This is a genomic window from Pantoea sp. SGAir0180, assembly GCF_043546245.1.
Genome location: NZ_CP028071.1, coordinates 1280945 through 1306355 on the forward strand (window position 1 = coordinate 1280945; position 25411 = coordinate 1306355).

Consider the following 25411-nt stretch of genomic DNA (forward strand, 5'->3'; position numbering starts at 1 on the left):
TTCAGGCAACGCCAGCTTTTCATTGTCGCGCCTGTAGAAAAAGAGGCTGTTATGCGTGGGTTCACCTTTCCTTACTTACTTCTGGCACCGGATTACATCGAATCTTCATCAGGCGTTCAGGTTATCCATCAGCTCTGTCACATGATTAATGAACAGGGCGGTAAAGCCTGGATGGTTAATTGCCGCGTGAATCCAGAATGGAATACGCCGGTGATAAACAGTGAAGACTGGAAAGTTATTCAAAACAGCGGGCAACCCTGGATTGCCATTTACCCTGAAATCGTATCGGGTAATCCTCTTTCCGCGCCCGTATGTGTTCGCTATATGCTGAACCGGGAAGGCGTGATCATGAATAACCGGATCCATGAAGGACCGGATGATTTATTTTTCTGGTACCGCAATGAGTTTGCTGAAAAAGCCGTTGACCCACAAATATTGGGAATCGAATCCTTTGATCTGCAATTATTTTGTGACGACAACCCGCAGAAAGACCTGAATATCCTCTACCTGAATCGTGTGCCTGAGTCGGTCGTTGATTTCAGCCAGCTACCCGCGGATACCAAAATCTTGTCCATGGCAAACCCATTGACGCTGAAAGAACTTGCCGTTGTGCTCAAGCGTACGCGCGTATTTTATTCGTATGAGTCCTCGGGCACCTGCGCAATGGCGATTTTATGCGGCAGTCCTGTAGTTGCGTTAACCGCACCGGGTTATGAAAAGTATGCCATTACGCAGGAAACCGTGCGTGACAACGGTGGCGCTGGATTTTGCTGGGAAAACACCCAGGAAGCTATTGATACCGAGCGCCAGAATTTATGGAAGATGCGAGACTATTTTCTGGTCCGACGCGCGCGAAGTCAGCAACAGTTTGAAAACTTCGTTACGTTGACACAAGAAAAGGCCGAACAACGTGCCGCGCAGGATAAGCGACACGCTTTGAATGACTGGCTGTATAAGCGGCAACTTCCGGCTCCTGCTGAAGAGGTGCAGAGTACTTCATCACTGCCACTCCTCAGAATGCTGATTGCCGTCCAGCCAGGCAGCGAAGCGGACAGGACCTCGACGCTGAATGCCTTATTGCCTCAGTTAGATCAGGTAACAGGATGCGCCGTTTTACTGGCGACGCCGCAGGAAACGTGCCACGTTTCTGACGATCGTGTCTTTCAGATTCGGTCTGATGTGTGGCTGAATGAAATGAATTGTCATCTGGAGCAGAACGTTTACGACTGGATATACGTCGTTCCTGCCGGGTGTCAGTTTACAGCGGAAAGTTTACGACTCCTTGCTGAGGCCTTGCACAGCAGAACGGGATGCGCCTTTGTTTACGCGGATGAAGGCCTCTCTGACAAGGAAGGGAAAATTCATCCTCATTTTAAGCCTGCATTTTGCCCGGACCTTTTTCTGAGTCAGCCTTCACTCTACCTTAAGCGCGGGATCTTCGCGCGAAACGCCTTGATGGCTATCGGCGGGTTTAATGCTGATTTATCCGCGTGCTATGAGCTGGATGCGATTACGCGACTGTTAGCTACGCGCGATAGCAACGTGTTTGGTCATGTTTCAGAGGTCTTTACCGTGACGCCTCTGAACAGCTGTGTGGCACAGGATCTGCAGCAGGAACATGCTGTGTTGCAATCTTATCTTCAGCAGCAGGGCTTCAGCCAGGGTGTAGTGGAGCACCAGCCGGGTAAGCCGTGGCGGTTAAGATACAGCACGGAGCCGGTGATTTCGCTCAGCATCATACTTGTCGCTGGCACAAATATCCATCAACTGCAGTGTTGCATCACTACGTTATTTGAACAAACCCATCAACCTGTATGCCAGTTGATTGTTATTGTGACGCCGGCGACCTCTGAGGCCATCACGGCCTGGCTGACGACAAATTTGTCAACAGCGTCGGTTAACATCAACATCCTGAAAAGTCATGGCAGCCAAACCCAGGAAGCGGCGATTAATGAGGCAGTAGGGCAGGCAGAAGGCGAGTTTCTGCTGTTATTGGATCCCCGTGTTTTATTTGTCAGCCGCGGCTGGCTGGAGGCGCTGGCATGTCATGCCCTGCGGCATGATGTTGTCTGCGTCGCGCCTCATATTATCAACCTGGACAGTCAGATCTTATGTGCCGGAGAAATTCTTGGGGTCAGGGGCCTGGCCTTCCCCGTTGGGTATGCCGAAAGATGGGGCAATGCAGGCTACCTGTCACGCTATCAAAGCGACTGTAGTTATTCGACGTTGGCCACAGACTGTCTGTTAATCAGAAAAGACAGATGGCTGGAGGTCGGTGGATTTGATACGGCTTATACACAACCTCTGCTGGCCAGACTGGACCTGAATCTGCGACTGGTTCAGCTGGGCGGTCGGGCAATATGCACACCTTACAGCGTTGTAGCAAAACAGGAAGCCGTGACGGACTTTCCGCCACAATATGCGTTGTCGCCTTCACAGGAACTTGACCGTTTCTATCACGCCTGGCTCCCTGTTCTGGCAGATGATCCGGCTTATAATAAAAATTTAAGCCTGAACAGAACCCTTTTTACCGCAGACAGCACGTTAGTCACGGGCTGGAACCCGCTCAAACCTGGCGAAACACGCACCGTCATTTTTATCGCGCAGGATCAGAATGATACTGGCGTGCAGCGATTTACCACCGCGCTGGACAGGCTGATGAATGCCGGTGGCGTCAAAAGCGTGCTTCTTGAACAGATACCCTCCGCGCCAGAATTATTGCGGCATCATCCTGACGAGCTCGTTATCAGCGGCGAACTGACGGATCTCGCCTGCCAGACAATCAGGCAACTCAAAAACGCCATAACCTGTCGTGTTCATTATCTTATTCAGGACGATCCGAATGCGCGGAAATATAAAAAATTAATTGAAGATAATGTTATCGATAACTGGCTAACGTACAGCGATGCACTGGCCAATTGGCTCAAAAAGCGCCATAAACCTGTCGTTATTCTTCCCAATGTTTTAGTGCAACCCTGTCAGGATAGGGTTAAGCAGAAAAAAGACAAATGCCGTGTCGTGTGTTTCACATACGATCTCAGGAAGAAAGATTGTGAATTACTGACTCCAGCGATAACGACAAGTGCGGAAAAGCTTGACTGGATTGTCATTGGACATTGTCCGCCGGAATGGCTGCCTTATATCAGGGAAACGTACCGTTTTCAGACTGAGGCCCGCCTGGTCGCGCAGTTGCTGCATTGTGACGCCGATATCGCCGTGCTTCCGCGCTGCAACAATGATGAAAACCGTTACAAAGATAACAACGTACTCACGCAGTTAGCGGTAATGGGGATACCGGCGATGTATAGCGATCATCCTACATTCGGTGAGTCCGTTCCCGGCTGGAGAGTAAAACATAACCCGAACGCCTGGAAAGAGGCTATCGCAACGCTTTGTGCTGATACGTCGCTGAGTGACACGCTCAGTCAGCAATTGAAAGAAAAAGCGTATAACGAGGTAAACCAGGACGCGCTTATGACACTTTTCGGCCGGATACAGGCGTTATCTGAAGCCACTCAGGCATAAATGACGTGCAGAGACAGCGCGCCAGATAAAAGCCCTGTACGCATTCAACAATTATTTAAGGTCAGGAAGTTATCCGATGAAGATAAACAAACCCTCATCAAATGTGCTGGTGACAAGTCCTCTTCTGCCGCCCCTGGAAGAGTTCCTGCCTTATTTAGAACGTATCTGGGGCAGTAAACAGCTCACAAATGGTGGTCCGTATCACCAGGAGCTGGAACGGGCCCTTGCCGATTATCTCGGTGTCGAGCACCTCAGTTTGTTCGCGAACGGTACCCTGGCGCTGGTGACGGCGCTACAGGCGCTCAGAATCACGGGGGAGGTGATTACCACTCCTTATTCTTTCGTCGCGACATCCCATTCCTTATTATGGAACGGCATAAAACCCATATTCGTCGATATTGATCCTGTTACCTGCAATATCGATCCTGAAAAAATCGAGTCCGCCATTACGCCTACCACCAGTGCAATTTTACCCGTTCACTGCTATGGCATTCCCTGCGATGTCGACCGCATTCAACGTATTGCCGACAACTACGGTCTGAAAGTCATCTACGATGCCGCGCACTGTTTTGGTGTTAAACAAAAAAACGTCAGTATCCTGAATCACGGCGATCTTTCTGTTTTAAGCTTCCATGCGACAAAGGTATTTAACACGTTTGAAGGCGGCGCCATTATCTGCCCGAATGAAAAAATCAAACGACGTATTGATTATTTAAAGAATTTTGGCTTTGCCGATGAAACCACGGTGGTTGCGCCGGGTATCAATGGCAAAATGAATGAAGTTCAGGCGGCATTTGGATTACTCCAGCTGAAGCATGTGGATTCAGCGCTGGCTAAGCGTAAAGTCATCTACGAAAAATATCAGCAGGCATTAGGGCATATACACGGACTTACGCTACTAACGCTCGTTGATGAAACCGACTGGAACTATGCGTATTGCCCGGTCTTTGTTCACGCGGGATTATTCCCGATGACGCGTGATGAACTGTATCATCACTTCAAAAGCCAAAATATTTATGTCAGACGGTATTTTTATCCGCTCATCTCCGATTTCCCGATGTACAAAGGCTATGAATCATCGGCTCCTTCAAATTTGCCGGTGGCCAGTCAAATTTCTCAGCAGGTGTTGTGTTTACCGGTGCATCCAAACCTGGCGGAAGCGGATCAGGATGAGATTATTAACATTATTATGCGCGCCAGCAATGTGAATGCTGCGTAAGGCTTCAATCCGGATCTTTACAAGCCCGTCAGGCAAAAGGGAACATGCGTTTGCCTGACGCTGCACATCTCACATGCTTTCCATCTGCACGATCTTGCTTTCTTAATCGTTTCTCATCTCAAAAAATCGTTGCTGACAGCGGTATATCGAAAAAGAAACGGGAAGGGCACAGACGACGGATACAGGTAATGAGAACAACTCTGCCCGGCTGATACGCGAGAGCCGGGCTGATGCAAAGAAAAAATCAGGCAGGAATCGCGTACAACACCAGTTCAAAAGCATGAACAGGATGATGGGCGCGGAGATAAAATCGATACCCGGGCATAATGCTTTTGATATAAGCAGGAATCTTTATAAGATCATCCGGTTTGTGATAAGCGCTGATTGCCAACAGTGGGTAACAGCGTTGAATACTGTTTTTCGCCCCCTCCAGCGCAGAAAGCTCAGCGCCTTCAATATCCATTTTGATAAACGTCACCTTACTGTCCGCAATAACGCTATCGAGTGTGGTTAATGCGATACTGTTAGTCGTGACCTTTTCAGTAATTTTTGAATCCAACGCTTTTCCTGAGTCGAAATACAGCGTTGTCTCTTCACTCCATACGCCTGCCTGGTGGCATTCACAATACGCTTTATCCGCTGTAGCGGCACACAGCAACGGATAATTGACGTCGTCAGGTTCGAAGGCAAAGATTTTTTTCGGCGAAGGGAGTCCGCGGGTGGCCAGTGCGGCTTCGAAAGCATTCACGCTGTCACCATTATAAGCACCACAGTCAACAAAAACCTCGGACTTACTCAACGCGACAATGTCGGTTGGGAAGTAATGGTTCTCATCATACACTGTTTTAATATAGTCAGGGCGTGCGCTAATACGCTGATTCATGAATGCGATAAACGTCTCGCGAGATTTATCATCACCAAGACTTTCATATAAGGAATGCAGGGCGTCAGCATGGGTCTGACAAAAATCATAGGAAATAATATCTTCGGTGTTTACGCCCGTAAAAGAGGGGTCATAGACCAGCACTTCAGATTGAACGTCTGATAATGAATTTAAAAACGCCTGCTCCACATACTGTAGTGCAATAATAAAATTATATTTTTTATTGGTGTTGAGCAAACTTTCCAGAGGGACAACAGTCAGTTCGTTTAACGTTTGACCAGGAGAAAAATACATTTCATTGACCGCTACATAATCGATATGCAAGTGATTACGCGCCATATATTCACTGGTCTTGGTAGCCAGACAGCCTGCGCCAATGAGGACTACCGGATTACCGTTTTGGTACATTTTCTCCAGCGTAACGAGAAAATGGTTATTTTTCTCGACTATTTCACTAAGAAAACTCATGAGGAACTCCGTTATATTTTATCTTTTTATTGTACAAAGGGTACATTTTTGCTGACTTGTTGCACTTTTCGCGGCACTTTCAAGAAAGTGAAGCCCGCGAGCCGCAACGTCTGAACCCATCACGTAATCGTTAGGTTCCCCTCTCAATGCAGAGGCAATGTCAGCATAATAATTGGCAAATGCTTCAATAAAGCCAGCAGGGTGACCCGCTTTAAAACGGCAGTAACGTGCATCAGCAGCAACAATGTTGTCATTGGCTGTGCGATCGATAACAGAACGACTGCCTTGCAAACCGCTGACATACAGGAATTCAGGATCCATCTGGAGCCATTCTGCGCTGCCCTGACTTCCCATGACGCGAATCCGCAGGCCATTTCGGTATCCCAGAGCGGCTTTGCCATACCAGTAATTACACGTCATACCGCTTTGATAACGCGATAAGATATGTACGGTGTCGATAACGCCGGGAATTTTGGCGTAGGTATCATTGATCGCATAAATATCGACGGCGTGATCCCCGGTGATAAATTCAATAAGCTGGTGAACATGAACGCCAAGATCGAGCGAAACGGTTGGAATGACGGCATCCTGCTGCCGCCATCTCTGCGGTTTTGGCACATCGCCATGCTGATTATGGCGTGCAAAACCTTCCTGAGGCATTTCAACCATGACCTGCTGAATGGCCCCGAAATCGCCCCGCTGTACGCGCTTTTGCAGTTCGCGCACCATGGGATAGCCACTGTAATTATAAGTGACAAACAATTTAGCCTGATGTTGGTGCTCGCTGTTCATGATGTGCAAAGCGCTTTGATGGCTTTCAACCATTGCCTTTTCGCAAATTACAGCCAGACCGTTTTCGAAACAGGCGGTGATAATTTCATGATGGTCAGGGGTAGGTGTTAACACCGCAACTGCGTCAAGATGGTGGCGCTCCTGTAAAATAAACGCCTGAATACTGTCATAAATACGTTCAGGATGAATATTCCAGCTCTCACCCGTGTGACGATTCTGCTCAGGATTGCGGCTAAAACAGCCCGCCACAAGCGTAAAATCCCCGTCGAGCTGTGAGGCAATTTTATGGGTAAGACCAATAGCCGAATTCGCGCCACCGCCAATAAAACCAAGTTGTAGTCGTTTTTTCATATCGGTTTCCTAGTACTTACCAAGCGTAAAAAAATTTTTTAACTGTGGTGTGAAGCGGGCCAGTTCATCACGTTGGTGGAATTCAGCAAAAATAAGCGCGGCGCGATCGTGAGGCGCGCGCTGGATTCTCTCGCCTGTTTTCTTAAGTGGCAGAAAAGAAAGGATATTGGCCGGTAATGCTGCGAAGCTGACGGAGGTAAAGGTTTGTTCCTGATCAACGGACACAGTATGGCGAGCGATTAATCTGACATGTTCGGGACGCCGACTGGCTGGCGTAAAAGGCGTGCCGGTAAAGGCATGGGTGAACCAGAGTGAATAAGGCGTGTCTGTAGAGTTTTCAATGAGTTGATTATACAGGTCACCCGGGCATCGGCGTGTCATTTCTATCATAGAAAAGCTTTTACCATCCGAGATAAACTGAGTGTGCAGTAAACCATCACAAAGCCCGAGCTCATCAACGAGTGCCTGTATACAGTCGCTGACCTGGTCTTTTATCGACGCAGGAAGATTGAGGCTGAGGCTACTACTGTTTACCTGCCAGGGATAAACGGTACAAAATTCATCAACAAAATATTCGACCGCCACTTTTCCATTCACGATAAAAGCGGAGTGGCTGTGTAAATCACCGGCTATCCAGCGCTCTATAAGTGCCTGGCCACAGGATGATGCCGCACAGGCGTCTCGCCAGGCGGCGGAGATGTGTTCGCGCTCAGTCACCAGTGAAATCCCTAATCCGCTGTAGGAATCGACAGGTTTTATCATCAACGGTAACGGAAGTTGCGCCGCCTCTTCAGGACAGCTCACGGCCACAGGGACTGGATAACCCTTCTTCTGTGCCCACTGGCGGAAAACGTCTTTTTTAAAAATAATTTCTGCTACATCAGGGCGATCAAAACCGCGTAAGCCCATTGCCTCAGCGACACTGGCACCCGTAAGGTAAGACACATCGGTAACACCAGGCAGAAGTGATGTAATATTGAGTGATTTCGCCAGGGTCAGTACGTCCTGTACGTTGGCATAATTCAGGCAAAAAGAGTGGGCCGCGAGTTGATGACCCGGATCCTGCGGTTTGCCGCTGCATACGGCTGTTTCATAACCGGAATGCTTAAGTGCCATCAAAAGAGGCATGGCAGCAAAACCGGCATCCAGCATAAGTGCTTTTTTATTACTGCTCATTATGATTTGCCTGAGGTGGTGCAGCTAACACATTGTTTAGCTGGCAAAGTTTTTTCCTGGTATGGATGGGGTGCCAGGCGCGCTTTTATAGCAGATTGTAATCCCGGCAGGCTGAACTGATGCCGTAAATAAAGCCCTTTTTAGTGTGTATTTAACGCAAACGGGGACAGGCAGGCTCGTCAGGAACCGCGCTTCTTTCTGGCGGCAACGTGAATGTTTTATGCAGAGTCATAATGACCGGAATGGCAGAGACAGGCAGACGCCACAAAGCGATATAACGCTGTATTAATACAGTAAAGCAACATCGCAGTATTGATTGCATTGCCGCCGTGACTGAATGGTACTGTTTTGTGTGCTGACAAGCCTGATCGATAAGATGCATCTTCAGGCTTACAGCAAAGGCTCAGAGGTTTTGATAGCCGGATTTCAGGCTACGATAATAAGTGGAACGCAGTAAGGCTTCTGAGAGTTGTTCACGCGGTTGTGAAGAAAAGAAGTGATAGTTAATTTTACAGGCCAGAGAAAGCCCTGTTTCGCGCATCATGAAATAATGCTGTTCGCCACTGCCTACCTCTGGAGCAATATAGTTTTTGAGCAAATCGTTGCCGCCGAGATCGAAGTTCTTATTCTCTTTAAATAAATCAAAAAAGATTGCACTAAAGAAAATGCTTAAATGTTTGTTATTGGGGTGGCTTACCGTGCTGTAGCAATGTTTATCTTTTAACAGGGCGTCCCGATAAAAGTCTGAATAATCAAACGCCACCTTACCTTCTTTGAACAACCGCTGGTAGCGATTAGCGTCGTCCATGATCATGTTATGCTGCCTGGCCGCGTCGTAACTGACATTGTGGTACGCAGCAACGGCATCCGCACAGGCATGTGCGGTCAGATAAAGATGCAAAAAACGGTAATCGACATACACCATCAAATCGGGCACGGCAGCAGAATAATACCCTAACTGTGGTGTTGATACACTTGATTCCATTGTGGGTAATATGCGGATATCGAAATACTCGGTCAGTTTCGCGGTTGAAAGCAAACCCCAGCGTTCAGAATGATACTGCATATAAATATGATCGCAGCTTTCAAGTTCGTGCATCAGATTGATAATGTCTCGCTGAGCATCAAGTTTATACAGAGGTGTATTAACAACGTGTGTTATTGCGCCACGATGAAGCTCAGAATAATTACTTAATAACTGACCAACGACTTCGAGCTGACAGTTACCAATCGTTGCTACTTTCATTCCATTATCTCCTTATAAAGTATTCGCGTAGGGAAAGGGGGTTGCCAGGTGATTCAGACAGAGGCGAAGTTTATCCTGCCAGTCTGAGGGGGGGATGCCGATGGTGCTGAGAGCGTCACTGTTCATCACACTGCGCGCCGGCCGAATCGCCGCAGACGGATAGTGCGAGCTGATAATGCCATGCACAACCACGTCCTGTTGCGCCGCGACAAAGATTGTCTGAGCGAATTCGCACCAGCTGACGGCAACGTCGCCACAGTAATGGTAAAGGCCGCGCTTTTCGGGCATGTCGGCGAGCGTGATCATGGCGCGGGCTAAATCACCCGCGTAGGTCGGACAGCCATACTGATCGTTCACCACATGTAACTCGGAACGTGTCTGCGCCAGACGAAGCATGGTACTGACGAAGTTATTACCGTATTCGCTGAACATCCATGAAGTACGGATCACAATCGCCTCGGGCAGGACCTCAAAGACGCGCTTTTCACCTTCCCACTTACTCAGGCCGTAAAAATTAATCGGGCAGGGCTGATCCTGTTCGGTATAGGGTGTTTTTTTCACCCCGTCGAAAACATAATCTGTGGAAATATGAATGAAACGCGCCCCGATCATTTTGGCGGCCTGAGCCAGATTTTCAGGGCCAATCGCATTGATCTTTAAGGCTCGTGTCCGGTCGGTTTCTGCTTTATCAACGGCAGTATAAGCCGCTGCATTCATAATGACATCGGGCTTAAATTTTTTAACCACGCGCAAAACGGCAACGCGATCGGTAATATCCAGTTCCGCCGAACCACACGCCAGCGTAATCCAGTCGGCGGGAAAACGATCCAGTAAACAACGCCCTAACTGGCCATAAGCACCCGTGAGTAAAACGCGCATTACACCAACTCCTGCAATGAGAGTCCTTGTTGATCTTTTACCGACAGAATCGGCTGTTGGACAGGCCATTGAATCGCAACATCAGGGTCATTCCACATCAGACAGGCTTCATCCTTAGGGTTGTAATATTGAGTACATTTATATTCAAAGTCAGCCATGTCCGAGAGCACGACGAAACCGTGCGCGAGCCCTGGTGGGACCCATAGCTGAGTCTTATTTTCTTCTGAAAGCAAAATACTGACCCACTGACCATAGGTGGGCGAATTTGGGCGGATATCGACGGCGACATCAAAGACTTCTCCGCGCACCACACGTACCAGTTTGCCTTGAGGCTCTGTTTTCTGGAAATGTAAGCCGCGTAAGACGTGCCGTGCAGAGCGGGAATAATTATCCTGAACAAATTCAAGATCGGTTTGCAGAAGATCCTGATAACGGCGTTTTTCAAAGGTTTCCAAAAAAAAACCGCGCTCATCGCCATATACGGCCGGCTGAATAATTTTAACGTCAGCAATGTGGGTTGCTTTAACTTCCACGTTATTCCTCCACCAGCATTTTTAAATACTGGCCGTACTGCGTTTTGCCAAGATAATGCGCACGCTTTAACAGCGCATTATTGTCTGTCCAGCCTTTACGCCAGGCGATTTCTTCCAGACAGGCGATTTTAAATCCCTGACGTTTTTCAATGGTGTGAATGAAATGAGAGGCCTCAAGCAGGCTTTCATGTGTGCCCGTATCTAACCAGGCAAAGCCGCGGCCCAGGATTTCAACGTTAAGTAAGCCGTCATTAAGGTACATCTGATTGAGCGTAGTAATTTCCAGCTCGCCCCGTTCAGATGGCCTCACTTCACGCGCCATGGCGCAGACGTTGTTGTCATAAAAATACAACCCCGTCACGGCATAGTTGGATTTCGGTACGGCGGGTTTTTCTTCGATGGAAAGGGCGCGGAACTGCTTGTCAAATTGCACAACGCCAAAGCGCTCAGGATCCATCACCTGATATCCAAATACGGTTGCGCCCCGATCGCGTGCAACGACATCTTCCAGCTTCTTACCGAAGCTTTGACCAAAGAAAATATTATCGCCGAGTACCAGCGCGCAGCGTTCACCGGCAACAAATGACTCACCAATAATGAACGCCTGAGCCAGACCATCAGGCGACGGCTGAACCGCATACTGCAAATTAACACCAAAATGCGAACCATCACCAAGCAGGCGCTGAAACCCAGCCAGATCTTCCGGTGTGGTGATGACCAGAATGTCCTGGATCCCCGCGAGCATTAAGACGGAAAGGGGATAATAGATCATGGGCTTGTCATAGACCGGCAGCAGTTGCTTAGAGACGCCACAGGTCACCGGATGCAGTCGGGAACCGGTTCCGCCTGCCAGTACTATGCCTTTCATCATTCGCTTCCTTCATAACTCGTCTGCGCTTGCAGCGTGATAGTGAAAGAATACGAGTGTTCGAGTGAAAGTAATGGCACGAATAACCGACAAAAAAGCGGGTAAAGTCAAGGATAAGTCCGTCCCCGCATCCATAGCGGCTAATGAAATAAATCAGCATAAGCGAAGCGGGCACATTTTATCGCGCAGTAATGCAAATCGCGTCAGCCAGACGGAAGTGATTTTGGATTAGGGTTTTCGGCGCGATAAAAGTTGGATAAACGTTACAGTTCATACAGATGGTGCCGATAACACTCTTCAGGATAAGTTTAATTTGGCTACAACTTCGCGTGTTCTGGGGTGGTTATGCGCTTCAACTATGACCTGCTACCGGGTGAACGGCTTTCCTTCGAGGAGATCGCCCGGCGCTATGCACAGCAATACCCTGATGAGAAAGAATTAACAGCGCGAGCGCTGCTGAGTCCTTCGACCAGCTTTCGGACGCTAAAGATTCGTGCTGTCTTCGCACAGGAAGAAAGCAACAGTCCGCTGGAAGACCTGTTATTTATTGCGAACGACAATGAACGTAAAAATTACCTGCGCCGTTTTGAGTATTACCTGAAGCAGCAGGCCCCTTTTCACTATTTCCGCCGGGGAGAGCAGGACAAAGCGGAGAATTTATGGAAAGTGATCGGCCAAAGCTACGTATATGCCATGATCGATCCTCATTCAGCACAGGCGCAGAACCTGATCAACAGCCGGGGATACAAACTGGTGCTGATGAGAGAAGACGGCGACGATGCCTGGTGGCAGTTGTTTAACATGCACTCCAATCCGTGCTTTTCGCAATCACAGCGTATCCAGTTTATTGTGGTACTGAGTACACCCGGACATAAAACACCCGCCGCAGTGATGCCTGGTACTGAAGTCGGGCGGCGGGTAAAGGCTAAAGTGCTGCAGCGAGCCAGCCAGGCCGAATTTATGGCCGCCGTGAAAGCCCGTTATGGTGCCTGTGTCATTACCGGCACCAGTCTGATCGATCAGCATCCGTGGCCATGGGTGGAAGCCTGCCATATTGATACGCGAGAGAATGATGAAGGTTTTCTGGCGGATAACAGTGTGGATAACGGATTGTTCCTGCGCAGCGATTTACAGCGACTTTTTGTTAACCGAATGATTAGTATTGATGGTGATTCCGGCAAGGTCCGTTTTAATGGGGATGAAAAAACCCGCGAAAGCATTAGCCCTTTTTATCAGGAAATGGAAGGGCAGGTTTGTGCTTTATGGGACAGCGTGCCCTCCGCCACTCGTCAACGTTTACTGTCATTAGGTTAGCCTGTTGAGACAGAGCGGAATCTTCCGCTCTGAAACATCACAAATTTGAAATAACCTCGGTTTATCCCGCCTATTCTGCCAATCGAAAGTCCTACAGAATTGCATAATCATGCCGATAACTTCATTAACGCAGGGTAGTCAACGTGAACGATCTCTATACCGCCGAAGGCGTGATGGACAAACATTCGCTCTGGCAGCGCTACGTCCCACTGGTGCGTCATGAAGCACTGCGCTTGCAGGTTCGCCTGCCTGCCAGTGTGGAACTTGACGATCTGCTGCAAGCCGGGGGCATTGGTCTGTTGAATGCGGTGGAGCGCTACGACGCGCTTCAGGGTACCGCCTTTACCACGTATGCAGTCCAGCGCATTCGTGGCGCAATGCTTGATGAGCTTCGCAGCCGGGATTGGGCGCCACGCAGCGTCAGACGTAATGCACGTGAGGTAGCCGGAGCCATGCATCAGGTTGAGCAGATGCTGGGTCGGGCCGCTTCCGAGCAGGAAGTCGCGCAACAGTTGAATGTTTCGATAGAAGAGTACCGGCAGATTCTGTTGGATACCAACAACAGTCAGCTCTTTTCATACGACGAGTATCGGGAAGAACATGGTGACAGTGCGGAGCTGGTGACGGAAGGGCACGAAGAGGCCAATCCACTTCATCAGTTAATGGAAGGGAGTCTGCGTGAACGCGTCATAGAAGCGATCGAGGCGTTGCCTGAGCGCGAGAAAATGGTGCTGACACTGTACTACCAGGAAGAACTGAATCTTAAAGAGATTGGCGCGGTACTTGATGTCGGGGAATCCCGGGTCAGCCAACTGCACAGTCAGGCGATTAAACGCTTGCGTGCCCGACTTACGGGAGCGCGCTAGAAGGCTCAGTTCCTGGAGATCTATAAATATAAGAAATCGGGGACTCAACAGTGGGAGCCAAAACCAAAGCCAGACCTTTAAGTCGCTATCTTAAAGACTATAAACACAGCCAAACCAATTGTTCACACTGTGGCAAAGTACTAGACCGAATGGCGCTGGTTTTTCGTGGCCAGATCATCAATAAAGAGGCCATCGCACGGATGGACCAAATGATTGATGAGCCACTCTGGCTAAAACTGCAGCCAGAATTAACGGCACTTTGTCGTTTTTGCAGCGATATTTTTTGTAATACACATCCTAACTATTTTGACATTATGGCGTTTAAACAATATCTGTTCGAGCAGACGGAAATGAGCCCAAGCACGATTCGTGAGTATGTGGTTCGGTTACGTCGGCTTGACGATATGCTGAAGGCGCGAAATTTTCCGGCAGAAAAACTGAAAGGCAATAGCTGGCATCAATGCCTGGAAGAAGATTTACCCGATGCAGGCAACAATAATTATCGAATTGCGCTGCGCAAATATGACCAGTTCTTAGGCTGGCAGCAACGTTAAGGGAAAAATGCCGGGCACAGGATGCACGGTCAGTCGATTTCCCGCCCCACGTTTCTTCTCACCATCGGAAGAAACGTGGGGATGTTGTGCATTCCCGTCTTCCACGTTCCTGACCTCAATTCAGGATGATCCTTTCTTCATCTTCTGTAACACTGTAATGATAACTGCTCTGTGCCTGACTGGAGGCCGCATTGTCTTTACATCTTATTCATCAGTTTCCCCGTATTGAACTTCTGGGTGCGCCCACGCCTCTGGAATTTTTGCCCCGTCTGTCGGACTTCTTAGGTCGTGACATTTTTATCAAACGCGACGATGTAACGCCGCTGGCGCTGGGCGGCAACAAACTGCGCAAGCTGGAGTTCCTGGCGGCCGATGCGCTGCGTGAGGGGGCCGATGTGCTGCTCACCGCCGGTGCGATCCAGTCCAACCACGTGCGTCAGACCGCTGCGGTCGCGGCCAAACTTGGGCTGAAATGCGTGGCATTACTCGAAAACCCCATCGCGACCCAGAGCGAGAATTATCTCACTAACGGTAACCGGCTGCTGCTGGAACTGATGGACGTTGACGTGGTGATGGTTGAGGCACTGACCGATCCTGCCGCACAACTGGCGGAACAGGCGGAACGCCTTGAGGCGCAGGGTTTTCGACCCTATACCCTGCCTGTTGGCGGATCAAACGCGCTAGGCGCGCTGGGTTATGTAGAGTGCGCCCAGGAGATCGTGCATCAAAGTGAAGGCGTGGTGGACTTTGCTGCGGTAGTTGTCGCGTCTGGCAGTGCCGGAACGCATGCGGGGCTGGCCATTGGGCTGGAACACCTCATGCCGCAAACCGAGCTGGTGGGCGTGACCGTATCGCGTCAGCGTGATGAACAGCTGCCGAAAGTGGACACCATTCGTCAGGCGCTGGCATCGCAGTTGTCGGTAAAGGCAAAGGCCCCAGTGACGCTGTGGGATGACTACTTTGGGCCACGCTATGGCGAGCCAAATGAAGAGGGCACAGAGGCGATCAAGCTGCTGGCCCGGCTGGAAGGCCTCCTGCTCGACCCGGTTTATACTGGCAAAGCGATGGCGGGGTTAATTGACGGGATCAGTCAGAATCGTTTCCGCCGCGAAGGACCGCTCCTGTTTGTGCATACCGGCGGTGCGCCCGCGTTATTTGCTTATCACCCTTCGGTCTGAGACGTCGCGAAAAAAAGGTTTATAATCCGGCCGTTATTTTGCTGTCTCAGGTAAATAACGCCCATAATGACAGAGCGGCAAACGGGGTTTAGCCGCTCAACAGCACACTCACGAATAATAAATGGGGTACACATGGCTTTCTCACAGATTCGTCGCCAGCTGGTGACGGGAATGATGGCGGTTGCGCTGGTTGCTGGCGTTAGTGTTAAAACCTTTGCCGCAGAAGATTTGCTGCAGCAAGTGAAAAGTAAAGGCGAACTGCGTGTGGGCCTGGAAGGCACCTATCCGCCTTTCAGTTTCCAGGATGAAAAAGGCAAGCTGACCGGATTTGAGGTGGAGTTCGCCCAGGACCTGGCGAAACACATGGGTGTGAAAGCCGTTCTGAAACCGACCAAATGGGATGGCATGCTGGCCGCGCTGGATTCTAAACGTATTGATGTGGTGATTAATCAGGTCACCATTTCCGATGAGCGTAAAAAGAAATATGACTTCTCCACGCCGTACACCATTTCGGGCGTGCAGGCGCTGACGCTGAAGAAAAATGCCGGCAGCATCACCCGCCCCGAAGATCTGGCGGGTAAAAAAGTGGGCGTCGGTCTGGGCACCAACTACGAGCAGTGGTTACGTGCAAACGTGAAAGGTGTCGATGTTCGTACCTATGATGACGATCCTACCAAATACCAGGATCTGCGTTCAGGTCGCGTTGATGCGATTCTGGTGGACCGTCTGGCGGCACTGGATCTGGTGAAGAAAACCGGTGACACGATGGCCGTTGCTGGCCCTGCGTTCTCGCGTCTTGAAGCGGGCGTTGCACTGCGTAAAGGTAACGAAGATTTACTGAAAGCCATTAACCAGGCGATTGCAGAGATGCAGAAAGACGGCACGCTTAAAAAGCTGTCTGAGAAATGGTTTGGCGCGGACGTTACGCAATAATGCAGGAAAGTTTACAACTGGTGCTGGATTCAGCACCATTCCTTCTTAAAGGCGCGCTGTTTACGCTTCAGCTCAGTATTGGCGGGATGTTTTTTGGGCTGATACTGGGCTTTGTGCTGGCGCTGATGCGCTTGTCGCGCTTCTGGCCCATCAGCTGGCTGGCACGTATCTACGTGTCGATTTTTCGTGGCACGCCGCTTATCGCTCAGTTGTTTATGATCTACTACGGTCTGCCCCAGTTTGGCATTGAGCTGGATCCAATTCCTTCCGCGATGATTGGCCTGTCGCTGAATACAGCAGCCTATGCATCGGAATCGCTTCGTGGTGCCATTGCGGCGATTGAGCGCGGCCAGTGGGAAGCGGCGGCCAGCATTGGCATGACGCCGTGGCAAACGCTGCGCAGGGTTATTTTGCCTCAGGCTGCCCGTACCGCTTTACCGCCATTGGGTAACAGCTTCATCAGCCTGGTCAAAGATACCTCACTGGCGGCGACCATTCAGGTACCGGAGTTATTTCGTCAGGCCCAGTTGATTACCTCACGTACGCTGGAGGTATTTACGATGTATCTGGCGGCCTCGGTTATCTACTGGATCATGGCTACCGTGCTGTCTGCCTTACAGAACCGGCTCGAAGCACACGTTAACCGTCAGGATCAGGAGGCGAAATGAGTGCCATTGAAGTACGCCAACTGGTGAAACAGTTTAACGGCCAAACGGTACTGCACGGCATCGATCTGGATGTTGCGCCGGGTGAAATTGTGGCGATTATCGGCCCGAGCGGATCCGGTAAAACGACGCTGTTGCGCAGCATCAACCTGCTTGAAGTGCCTGAGGCCGGGCGCATCAAAGTCGGTGATATTACGATTGACGCCAGTCTGGGGATCAATAAGCAGAAAGAACAGGTGCGCCAACTCCGTCAGCAGGTGGGGTTTGTGTTTCAGAACTTCAATTTGTTTCCGCATCGCTCGGTGCTGGAAAACATTATTGAGGGGCCGGTCATCGTCAAAGGTGAAACCAAAGCGGACGCGGTTGCGCGGGCGCGTGGCCTGCTTGAAAAAGTGGGATTGCAGGGTAAAGAAGACAGCTATCCACGTCGTCTTTCCGGCGGACAGCAACAACGTGTTGCCATTGCCCGCGCGCTTGCCATGCGGCCTGAAGTCATTTTGTTTGATGAACCGACCTCGGCGCTGGATCCCGAGCTGGTGGGCGAAGTGTTGAATACGATCCGGGCGCTGGCGCAGGAAAAGCGCACGATGGTGATTGTGACCCATGAGATGAGCTTTGCCCGTGATGTCGCTGACCGGGCGATTTTCATGGATCAGGGCCGCGTGGTAGAACAGGGCCCGGCCAAAGCGTTGTTCAGCGCTCCTCAGCAGGCACGTACCCGACAGTTTCTGGATAAATTTCTTAATCAATAATCCCCAAAATGCCGCCCGACACGGGCGGCGTTTTATTTATTTTTTTCCTGCCTGCGCGCTCAGTTTCTTCTGAAAATTTACGGCTGGTCTTTCCTTAACCTGTTGTTATCGCTTCGGTTATACGGAGTGATGTTTCAATGACGTAACAGAGTGTAAATTTTAAGACCTCCCCGATTGAGGTGACAGTGAAAATATTAATAATTCTTCACAAATTCATCGCGCTATCGGGACGTTATAATGACTCACCCCAGGAAGGAAATCCTCTGGATCAATACCCTCAAAGGAGGGTGCATTTTACTTGTCGTACTGCATCACGCCATCATCACCACGTTCGCACCCTCGCTTCATCATCTGACCGCGGGTCTGCTACCGGCACAAGGATGGATGGCGTTTAATACCTGGCTCTCGCCGTTGCGTATGCCCGCTTTCTTCTTTGTGTCTGGGTTGCTGGCCGCTAACGCGGTCGTGAAGAAAAGCTGGCAGGAAGTGTTTACGAAAAAATTCAGCAATATTGTTTACCTCTACCTGCTGTGGGGCGTGATTCAGTGGCTGAGTATCCACTACATTTCCACCCATTTAGGCGAACGGCTGTCCAGTAGCAAAAATGCCGCCTATGCGGATTCGCCTCTTGAGTTTATTAAGCTGCTGATGCTGTCGATGACCAGCCTGTGGTACCTGTACGCGTTGGCAGGGTTTTTCCTGGTGACTAAGCTTTTCCATCAACAGAAAAGGGTTCTGCTGGCGGCGGCGATAGCGGCGAACTACGCTGCGCAGTTTAACCTGATCCCCGGATGGGGCCCGGCCAGCGTGGCGCAGAACTCTCTGTATTTCCTGCTGGGCGTATTTTTCAGCGCGAGGCTAATTGAACTGAGCGCCCTCAAGGGACGTCACTGGCTGTGGCTTGGCGCGATTGCACTTGTCGGCATCGCCCATCATGCAGGTGGCATCTATAAAAACCCGTTTTACAGCCTGCTGACGATCGTGTTTGGCATCGTGCTGTGTCGTTTTCTCAATGCGCATTTCAGAATGACCTGGCTGAACGCTATCGGTCGAAATACATTACAAATCTATGTGTTACACCGCATTTTTATCGAACTGCTCGGACTGAGCGCTATCACACTGGCCCTGCATTTCGGCTGGTTCGGCAATGCCGGCTTTAGCTGGGCCTGGGCGCTGCTGATGCCGGTGACCGGTGTGGCGGTATGCACACTGCTGTCGCTGCTGGTCTGGTCGTTACTTAATCGCGGGCCGGGACGTATGCTGTTTCTCCATCCACGCCTGGTCAGTCAGCGTCAGCCTGAAACGCAAACCTTATCCTGAAGATCCGGGCCAGCGTGCTGGCCCCTTTTTTCATCCGCCAGATCACCTCTCCGTTGCCCGTCATGCCCGCGAGCCCGAAGCCAGGTCAGCGCACGCCTGACCGTGAAGCCATTTTTTATCGGGAAAACGGAATAAAAGCGCCTACGTCAGTCCCAAAGGTACGCCTGTTGAAAGCAGGGCAGGGCCTCGGTTTATGTCATAAGGATAACCAGACAGGAAAGGAAAACGCGCCTGAATAACGCGCTTGCCGGGCGCAGTGTCAATAAATCCCTTTAAGTGTAAAGTACGGTCCGAAACGCACCGCAACGCGGGTATTTAAGACTTTCGCTACATTCAGCAGAAAGAACATACGGAATACTTTTCGCACAAGAGAAGGCGACGTGAATTGCCGTTTCACCGCAGCGGAAATGTGCCGATGATGAGCAAAGAAAAAGAAGAAATTGCCTGGATTAATACACTCAAAGGCCTGTGTATCCTGCTGGTTATTCTGTATCACACGGTATTACCCGGCTTTGATAATACGGTAACACATCTGACCGCGGGCCTGCTCCCGGCTGAACTGTGGGTCCGGTTTAACCTGCTACTGTCGCCGCTGCGCATGCCCGCCTTTTTCTTTGTATCGGGTCTGCTGGCCAGTCATGCCATTCTTCACCGGCCCTGGCAGTCTGTCGCCACCAGCCGCATTATGAATCTGTTTTACCTTTATCTGTTATGGGGCGTTATTCAGTGGGGATCCATTTCCGGCATCGCGACGGAAATTACCGGACAGCGTATTTCGCAAAATCTTAATGCGGCCTATGCCGGTTCGTTTTCAGAATTTCTCAGACTGACCTTTCTCGCCATGAGTACCGCCTGGTATTTATATGGTCTGGCACTCTATTTCCTGTGCGCCAAATGGTTTCAACATTACAAAATCCCGCTGCTTATCGTAGCCGCTGTGCTGAACTATCTGGCGGTCGAAAAGAGTATCCCGTTCTGGGGACCGCAAAGTCTGGCGCAGTATTTTATCTTTTTTGTACTGGGCGCATTTTGGTGGGCACCCATGCTACGACTGAGCGAAGGGCGACGGGAGAACAGGTTGCCGTGGCTGTTACTGGGACTGCTGGCTGTACTACAGGGCCTGCTTGATTTGAACAGCCGTCTTTTTCTCTGTCTGATTGCCATTCTGGCCAGCGTGGCCGCCTGCCGATGGTTAAGCCAGCTGGGCTGTATGGCCTGGCTGAACTGGACAGGCCGCCATACCTTACCCCTTTACGTTATTCACCGTATTTTCATTGAATATTTCGGGATGACGGCGACTTTATATGCGCAACGTCACCAGCTTTTTGAGCTGACAGGCTTTTCATGGCTTTGGGCCTGTCTCTATCCTCCGGTGATGGTTACGATCTGCGCCTTGTGCTCCATGGCGGTCTGGTCATTGCTGAATCGGGGACCGGGACGCGCGCTGTTTCGCTTGCCACATCTGATGAAACGGCCTTCCATTCCGGCAGCCTGACCGTTGTACGCATGTCAGCCACCTGTCTCTGCGGCGCGTCCGGATTGCGTATGAGGGGGATGTGCGCGCAGAGACCACCTGGTAGCGCGAATCCCTTCGCACTTCTCCACTGCTGAGGCGCTCAACGGCCGCGGGTTTTTCATCCGTCATAAAAAAAGGTTCATGCCAGGCATGAACCTTGATCACAACCAGAATGAAACGCGCCGACAGTTAACCGATCGTCATCAGGCTGGCGTTACCGCCCGCGGCGGCGGTGTTGACGCTCAAAGAGCGTTCAATCAGCAGGCGTTCCAGTAACAGGTTGGTTTCACCGCGGGCAAATCCCTGTACTGAGACAATCGCACCTTCACGCGCCGCAATCTGCTCGCACAGGCTGCGGAGCTGGTCGGCATCACCATGATAAATCACGGCATCAAACTGCGCGGTCAGCGGATCCTTCGCCAGGGTAATACGGCTCTTCACCGCTGCCGGTAAGGTATTAAGCAGCGTACGATGCAGGTCATCATCCGGCCACAGAGCCTGACTGCCAACGCTGGTTACCGCAGCCAGCTGAATCAGCGCATCGTCGTTGTTATCTGCCAGACAGAGCACCTGTTCGCGCGGGAGTAACAGGAAGGTGTTGCGCTCTCCTGTTGGGCCCGGCAGCAGACGAACCGTACCGGCCTGCGCCAGCTGTTCATAATGCTGACACAGCGCAGACAGCTGTGGCTTATCTTTTGCCCAGTCGGTCAGTGCCTGATGCGGCGCTAACAGGCGTTGACGCTGACTGTTGTCTGCGGGACGTTCCGCATCCTGACGGGCGAGGGTGGTGCTCAGCGCCTCATCCGGGCGGTTAGCCAGCAGACGATAAAGATACAGTGGGCCGCCCGCTTTTGGACCGGTACCTGAGAGGCCTTCGCCCCCAAAGGGTTGCACACCGACGACCGCGCCGACCATGTTGCGGTTAACATACAGGTTACCCACTTTGGCACTGGCGGTGACCTGCGTGATGGTTTCGTCGATGCGCGTATGAACACCCAGGGTCAGGCCATAGCCTGTGGCGTTAATCTGCTCAACGATCTGCGGCAGGTTGCTGCGGGTAAAACGCACCACGTGCAGGACAGGACCAAACACTTCCTGGGTCAGATCGCTGACCTTATCCAGCTCAATCAGCGTTGGTTTCACAAAGGTGCCTGTGGCCCATTCTTTGCTGTCCTGTGGGTTATCCTGTGCCGTCTGGTAGACCTTAAAGCCTTTATTACGCATGGCCTGAATATGGCGTTCGATGTTGGCTTTGGCTTCCTGATCAATCACCGGACCGATGTCGGTGGACAGGCGTTCCGGGTTGCCCATGCGGCATTCCGCCATCGCGCCACGCAGCATTTTTAACGTGTGGTCTGCGACGTCTTCCTGCACGCAGAGCAGACGCAGGGCGGAACAGCGTTGTCCCGCGCTGTCAAAGGCCGATGCCACGATGTCGACAACCACCTGTTCGGTCAGCGCGGAGGAGTCCACAATCATGGCATTCATTCCGCCCGTTTCCGCAATCAGCGGTGTCGGACGGCCCTGCGGATCGAGTCTGCCCGCAAGATTGCGTTGCAGCAGCGTGGCAACGGCGGTGGAGCCGGTAAACATGACGCCGCGCACCCGTTCGTCGCCGGTGAGCTGTGCCCCCACGGTTTCGCCCTGACCCGGCAGCAGTTGCAGTACACCGGCGGGCACGCCAGCGCTCAGTAAAATATTGACGGCCTGTGCGGCAATTAACGGCGTTTGCTCGGCGGGTTTCGCCAGCACGCTGTTACCTGCCGCCAGAGCCGCGGCGATTTGGCCGGTAAAAATGGCCAGCGGAAAGTTCCACGGGCTGATGCAGACTACCGGGCCAAGCGGGCGGTGGGTTTCGTTATCGAAATCATGGCGCACAATGCCGGCATAGTAATAAAGGAAATCGACCGCTTCACGCACCTCGGCAATGGCGTTGTTATAGGTTTTTCCGGCTTCACGCACCAGAAGACCCAGCAGTTGCTGTAGCTGGCTTTCCATCAGCTGTGCGGCGCGCTCCAGAATGGCGGCACGCTCCTGCGGCGGCGTGGCAAACCAGATAGGGCCGGCATTAACGGCGGCCTCAATGGCCAGGGAAACCTCCTGTTCGGATGCCTGGCGCACGGTGCCCACCACATCCGCAGGGACGGCCGGATTGAGCACTGGCTCGCTTTCCCCTCCCGTTAAGGGGCCATCGATAAGCGGTTGCGCCACATATGTTTCGGTAGCACCGCTCAGCAGCGCGCTGGACAGCGACGCAAGACGATGTTCATTCGCCATATCAAGACCGGCGGAGTTTACGCGGTCCTCGCCATACAGGTCACGCGGTAAGGGAATTTTCGGGTGCGGCAGGCCCAGTGTTCCTTCGCTGAGACCCAGTTTTTCCACTTCGGCAACCGGATCGGCGACCAGTTCGTCGATGGGCAGTGACGTATCGGCGATGCGGTTAACGAAGGAGGTATTCGCGCCGTTCTCCAGTAAGCGTCGCACCAGATAGGCGAGCAGCGTTTCATGCGTACCGACCGGGGCATAAATACGGCAGGGACGATTAAGTTTACCGTCTGCGACCTTGCCGACCACCTGTTCATACAGCGGTTCACCCATGCCGTGCAGGCACTGGAACTCGTACTGACCCGGATAGTAGTTATTGCCTGCCAGCTGATAAATGGCGGCCAGGGTGTGCGCATTGTGCGTGGCAAACTGCGGATAGATCAGGTTCGGCACCGCCAGCAGCTTGCGCGCGCAGGCCAGGTACGAAATGTCTGTATACACTTTGCGCGTGTACACCGGATAGCCCTCCAGGCCTTCCATCTGGGCGCGTTTAATTTCGCTGTCCCAGTAAGCGCCTTTCACCAGACGAATCATCAAACGGCGGCGGCTACGTTGCGCCAGGTCGATCAGCTCATCAATAACAAACGGACAGCGCTTCATATAGGCCTGAATGACAAAGCCGATACCGTTCCAGCCCTCCAGTTCAGGCTCAAAACACAGCCTTTCGAGCATATCAAGAGAGAGTTCCAGGCGGTCGGCTTCTTCTGCATCAATATTAATGCCGATGTCGTAAGAGCGGGCCAGTAGCGTCAGCGACTTAAGCAGCGGATACAGCTCATCCATCACCCGGTCGTACTGGGCACGGCTGTAGCGCGGGTGCAGGGCAGAGAGCTTAATTGAAATGCCCGGGCCTTCATAAATGCCGCGGCCATTGGAGGCTTTGCCAATCGCATGAATCGCCTGCTGATACGAAACCAGATAGGCTTTCGCATCGCTGGCGGTCAGGGCGGCTTCGCCCAGCATATCGTAAGAGTAACGGAAACCTTTCTCTTCAAGCTTACGGGCGTTAGCCAGTGCTTCGGCGATGGTTTCACCCGTCACGAACTGTTCACCCATCAGGCGCATCGCCATATCCACGCCTTTACGGATCAGCGGTTCACCACTCTTGCCAATGATCCGGTTGAGCGAGCGCGACAGATTCGCTTCGTTATGCGTTGAGACCAGGCGGCCGGTAAATAACAGGCCCCAGGTAGCGGCGTTAACAAACATGGACGGACTGCGGCCCAGATGCGACTGCCAGTTGCCGTTACTGATCTTGTCACGGATAAGCGCATCGCGCGTCGGTTTATCCGGAATACGCAGCAACGCTTCCGCCAGGCACATCAGCGCCACGCCTTCCTGTGAAGATAATGAAAACTCCTGAAGCAGACTTTGCACCATACCGGCGCGTCCGGTTGCCCCTTTTTGGTGCCTGAGCTTCTCGGCCAGGGTAAAGGCGAGCTGCCGGGTTTTTTCAGCCAGCGGAGCGGGAAGGCGGGCTTGCTCCAGCAACATGGGAACGGCATCGGTTTCAGGTCGACGCCAGGCGGCCGTCACGGCCGAACGGGCTACCGACTGCGGCAGGATGTGCTCTGCGAAGTCAAGGAACGGCTGAACCATCTCGTCCGCAGCGACCTCATCAGAAGCCGATTCGTTGAGCTGCAGGGGAATCTCTTCCACTGTTTCACCGGCTTCTAACTGCACGAGATAGTTAAAGATCGCTTGTTTAATCAGCCAGTGCGGCGTGCGATCCATTTTCTGTGCCGCCAGTTTAATGCGACTGCGGGTGGCTTCATCCAGCTTCACCCCCATGGTCGTTGTTCCCATGATTTCTGTTCCTTAAAACGTTTTTTACCAGAGCAAGGGCTGCACTATCACTCATGTTGCAACTTTGTGCAACCTTGTTAAATGTGACCTTGCTTCCACACTTTACCGCCGCTTTTGCCATTAACATTTAAAAGCGGCACAAATCTTGCTGCAAGAAACTCGCCAATGTTGCAACCCCCTTCAATTTAAACAGGGTTGTGGTGGTAAAGGTGCAACTTAAGTGTGAGCGGGCGCAACCT

Annotated in this window: 19 protein-coding genes; 11 read left to right on the forward strand and 8 right to left on the reverse strand. The window is 51.6% G+C overall.

What is annotated here, in order from left to right; all coding sequences use genetic code 11:
- The first annotated feature begins 51 nt into the window (after positions 1-51).
- Complete coding sequence (locus C1N58_RS06030) at positions 52-3525, forward strand: glycosyltransferase family 2 protein (RefSeq protein ID WP_394564690.1); 3474 nt, start codon at positions 52-54, stop codon at positions 3523-3525.
- Between the two features lie 76 nt (positions 3526-3601).
- Positions 3602-4744, forward strand: a complete 1143-nt coding sequence (locus tag C1N58_RS06035; RefSeq protein ID WP_394564691.1) for a DegT/DnrJ/EryC1/StrS family aminotransferase — start codon at positions 3602-3604, stop codon at positions 4742-4744.
- Between the two features lie 244 nt (positions 4745-4988).
- Here C1N58_RS06035 and C1N58_RS06040 read toward each other — a convergent pair whose 3' ends face one another.
- From C1N58_RS06040 to rfbA, 7 genes are all read right to left on the reverse strand, one after another.
- Positions 4989-6095 (reverse strand): FkbM family methyltransferase, encoded by a 1107-nt coding sequence (locus C1N58_RS06040; RefSeq protein ID WP_164482094.1) that lies wholly within the window; start codon positions 6093-6095, stop codon positions 4989-4991.
- A gap of 18 nt (positions 6096-6113) precedes the next feature.
- A complete protein-coding gene (locus C1N58_RS06045) occupies positions 6114-7238 on the reverse strand; it encodes a Gfo/Idh/MocA family protein (protein WP_394550556.1) in 1125 nt (374 codons plus the stop codon).
- 9 nt (positions 7239-7247) lie between these two features.
- Positions 7248-8414, reverse strand: coding sequence for an ATP-grasp domain-containing protein (locus tag C1N58_RS06050; protein ID WP_394564692.1), 1167 nt, complete (start codon positions 8412-8414; stop codon positions 7248-7250).
- 403 nt (positions 8415-8817) lie between these two features.
- The gene (locus tag C1N58_RS06055) at positions 8818-9660 is read right to left on the reverse strand and encodes a WcbI family polysaccharide biosynthesis putative acetyltransferase (RefSeq protein ID WP_394564693.1); all 843 of its coding nucleotides are present in this window, start codon (positions 9658-9660) and stop codon (positions 8818-8820) included.
- Between the two features lie 12 nt (positions 9661-9672).
- Entirely contained in the window at positions 9673-10539 is an 867-nt protein-coding gene (rfbD, locus tag C1N58_RS06060; RefSeq protein ID WP_394564694.1) for a dTDP-4-dehydrorhamnose reductase, read from the reverse strand.
- Entirely contained in the window at positions 10539-11072 is a 534-nt protein-coding gene (rfbC, locus tag C1N58_RS06065; protein WP_394564695.1) for a dTDP-4-dehydrorhamnose 3,5-epimerase, read from the reverse strand. Before rfbC ends, rfbD begins: the two co-directional genes overlap by 1 nt.
- 1 nt (position 11073) lies before the next feature.
- Positions 11074-11940 carry a glucose-1-phosphate thymidylyltransferase RfbA gene (gene rfbA, locus C1N58_RS06070; protein WP_039342608.1) on the reverse strand — a complete coding sequence of 289 codons (867 nt, stop codon included), beginning with the start codon at positions 11938-11940 and terminating at the stop codon, positions 11074-11076.
- Between the two features lie 345 nt (positions 11941-12285).
- On the opposite strand from rfbA, the gene C1N58_RS06075 reads away from it, so the two are divergent.
- The 9 genes from C1N58_RS06075 to C1N58_RS06115 all read left to right on the forward strand — a co-directional run bounded on the left by C1N58_RS06075 (position 12286) and on the right by C1N58_RS06115 (position 21017).
- Positions 12286-13254: an HNH endonuclease signature motif containing protein gene (locus C1N58_RS06075; protein WP_394564696.1), complete on the forward strand. Its 969-nt coding sequence runs from the start codon at positions 12286-12288 to the stop codon at positions 13252-13254.
- A 143-nt stretch (positions 13255-13397) separates the two neighbouring features.
- On the forward strand, positions 13398-14120 hold the full coding sequence (locus C1N58_RS06080; RefSeq protein ID WP_006118887.1) for an RNA polymerase sigma factor FliA: 723 nt from the start codon (positions 13398-13400) through the stop codon (positions 14118-14120).
- 50 nt (positions 14121-14170) lie between these two features.
- A complete protein-coding gene (gene fliZ / locus C1N58_RS06085; RefSeq protein WP_039342604.1) occupies positions 14171-14674 on the forward strand; it encodes a flagella biosynthesis regulatory protein FliZ in 504 nt (167 codons plus the stop codon).
- Positions 14675-14865: 191 nt separating this feature from the next.
- Entirely contained in the window at positions 14866-15852 is a 987-nt protein-coding gene (locus C1N58_RS06090; protein ID WP_394564697.1) for a D-cysteine desulfhydrase, read from the forward strand.
- A gap of 132 nt (positions 15853-15984) precedes the next feature.
- Positions 15985-16785 (forward strand): cystine ABC transporter substrate-binding protein, encoded by an 801-nt coding sequence (gene tcyJ / locus C1N58_RS06095; protein WP_033742037.1) that lies wholly within the window; start codon positions 15985-15987, stop codon positions 16783-16785.
- Complete coding sequence (gene tcyL / locus C1N58_RS06100; protein WP_033742036.1) at positions 16785-17453, forward strand: cystine ABC transporter permease; 669 nt, start codon at positions 16785-16787, stop codon at positions 17451-17453. The genes tcyJ and tcyL overlap by 1 nt, the downstream gene beginning before the upstream one ends.
- Positions 17450-18202: an L-cystine ABC transporter ATP-binding protein TcyN gene (gene tcyN, locus C1N58_RS06105; RefSeq protein WP_006118892.1), complete on the forward strand. Its 753-nt coding sequence runs from the start codon at positions 17450-17452 to the stop codon at positions 18200-18202. The genes tcyL and tcyN overlap by 4 nt, the downstream gene beginning before the upstream one ends.
- A gap of 237 nt (positions 18203-18439) precedes the next feature.
- Positions 18440-19522 (forward strand): acyltransferase family protein, encoded by a 1083-nt coding sequence (locus C1N58_RS06110; RefSeq protein WP_394564698.1) that lies wholly within the window; start codon positions 18440-18442, stop codon positions 19520-19522.
- 415 nt (positions 19523-19937) lie between these two features.
- On the forward strand, positions 19938-21017 hold the full coding sequence (locus C1N58_RS06115; protein WP_394564699.1) for an acyltransferase family protein: 1080 nt from the start codon (positions 19938-19940) through the stop codon (positions 21015-21017).
- 210 nt (positions 21018-21227) lie between these two features.
- On the opposite strand, the gene putA is transcribed toward C1N58_RS06115, so the two are convergent.
- On the reverse strand, positions 21228-25172 hold the full coding sequence (putA, locus tag C1N58_RS06120; RefSeq protein ID WP_185199340.1) for a trifunctional transcriptional regulator/proline dehydrogenase/L-glutamate gamma-semialdehyde dehydrogenase: 3945 nt from the start codon (positions 25170-25172) through the stop codon (positions 21228-21230).
- Between the last annotated feature and the right edge of the window lie 239 nt (positions 25173-25411).

What these genes read in the sequence shown, in the direction of transcription:
- rfbD (WP_394564694.1), bottom strand. Translation starts at nt 10,539, where the DNA reads ATGCGCGTTTTACTCACGGGTGCTTATGGCCAGTTAGGGCGTTGTTTA.
- C1N58_RS06035 (WP_394564691.1), top strand. Translation starts at nt 3,602, where the DNA reads ATGAAGATAAACAAACCCTCATCAAATGTGCTGGTGACAAGTCCTCTT.
- rfbA (WP_039342608.1), bottom strand. Translation starts at nt 11,940, where the DNA reads ATGAAAGGCATAGTACTGGCAGGCGGAACCGGTTCCCGACTGCATCCG.
- putA (WP_185199340.1), bottom strand. Translation starts at nt 25,172, where the DNA reads ATGGGAACAACGACCATGGGGGTGAAGCTGGATGAAGCCACCCGCAGT.
- tcyN (WP_006118892.1), top strand. Translation starts at nt 17,450, where the DNA reads ATGAGTGCCATTGAAGTACGCCAACTGGTGAAACAGTTTAACGGCCAA.
- C1N58_RS06055 (WP_394564693.1), bottom strand. Translation starts at nt 9,660, where the DNA reads ATGAAAGTAGCAACGATTGGTAACTGTCAGCTCGAAGTCGTTGGTCAG.
- tcyL (WP_033742036.1), top strand. Translation starts at nt 16,785, where the DNA reads ATGCAGGAAAGTTTACAACTGGTGCTGGATTCAGCACCATTCCTTCTT.
- C1N58_RS06045 (WP_394550556.1), bottom strand. Translation starts at nt 7,238, where the DNA reads ATGAAAAAACGACTACAACTTGGTTTTATTGGCGGTGGCGCGAATTCG.
- C1N58_RS06050 (WP_394564692.1), bottom strand. Translation starts at nt 8,414, where the DNA reads ATGAGCAGTAATAAAAAAGCACTTATGCTGGATGCCGGTTTTGCTGCC.
- C1N58_RS06030 (WP_394564690.1), top strand. Translation starts at nt 52, where the DNA reads ATGCGTGGGTTCACCTTTCCTTACTTACTTCTGGCACCGGATTACATC.
- C1N58_RS06075 (WP_394564696.1), top strand. Translation starts at nt 12,286, where the DNA reads ATGCGCTTCAACTATGACCTGCTACCGGGTGAACGGCTTTCCTTCGAG.
- C1N58_RS06040 (WP_164482094.1), bottom strand. Translation starts at nt 6,095, where the DNA reads ATGAGTTTTCTTAGTGAAATAGTCGAGAAAAATAACCATTTTCTCGTT.
- tcyJ (WP_033742037.1), top strand. Translation starts at nt 15,985, where the DNA reads ATGGCTTTCTCACAGATTCGTCGCCAGCTGGTGACGGGAATGATGGCG.
- C1N58_RS06115 (WP_394564699.1), top strand. Translation starts at nt 19,938, where the DNA reads ATGATGAGCAAAGAAAAAGAAGAAATTGCCTGGATTAATACACTCAAA.
- C1N58_RS06110 (WP_394564698.1), top strand. Translation starts at nt 18,440, where the DNA reads ATGACTCACCCCAGGAAGGAAATCCTCTGGATCAATACCCTCAAAGGA.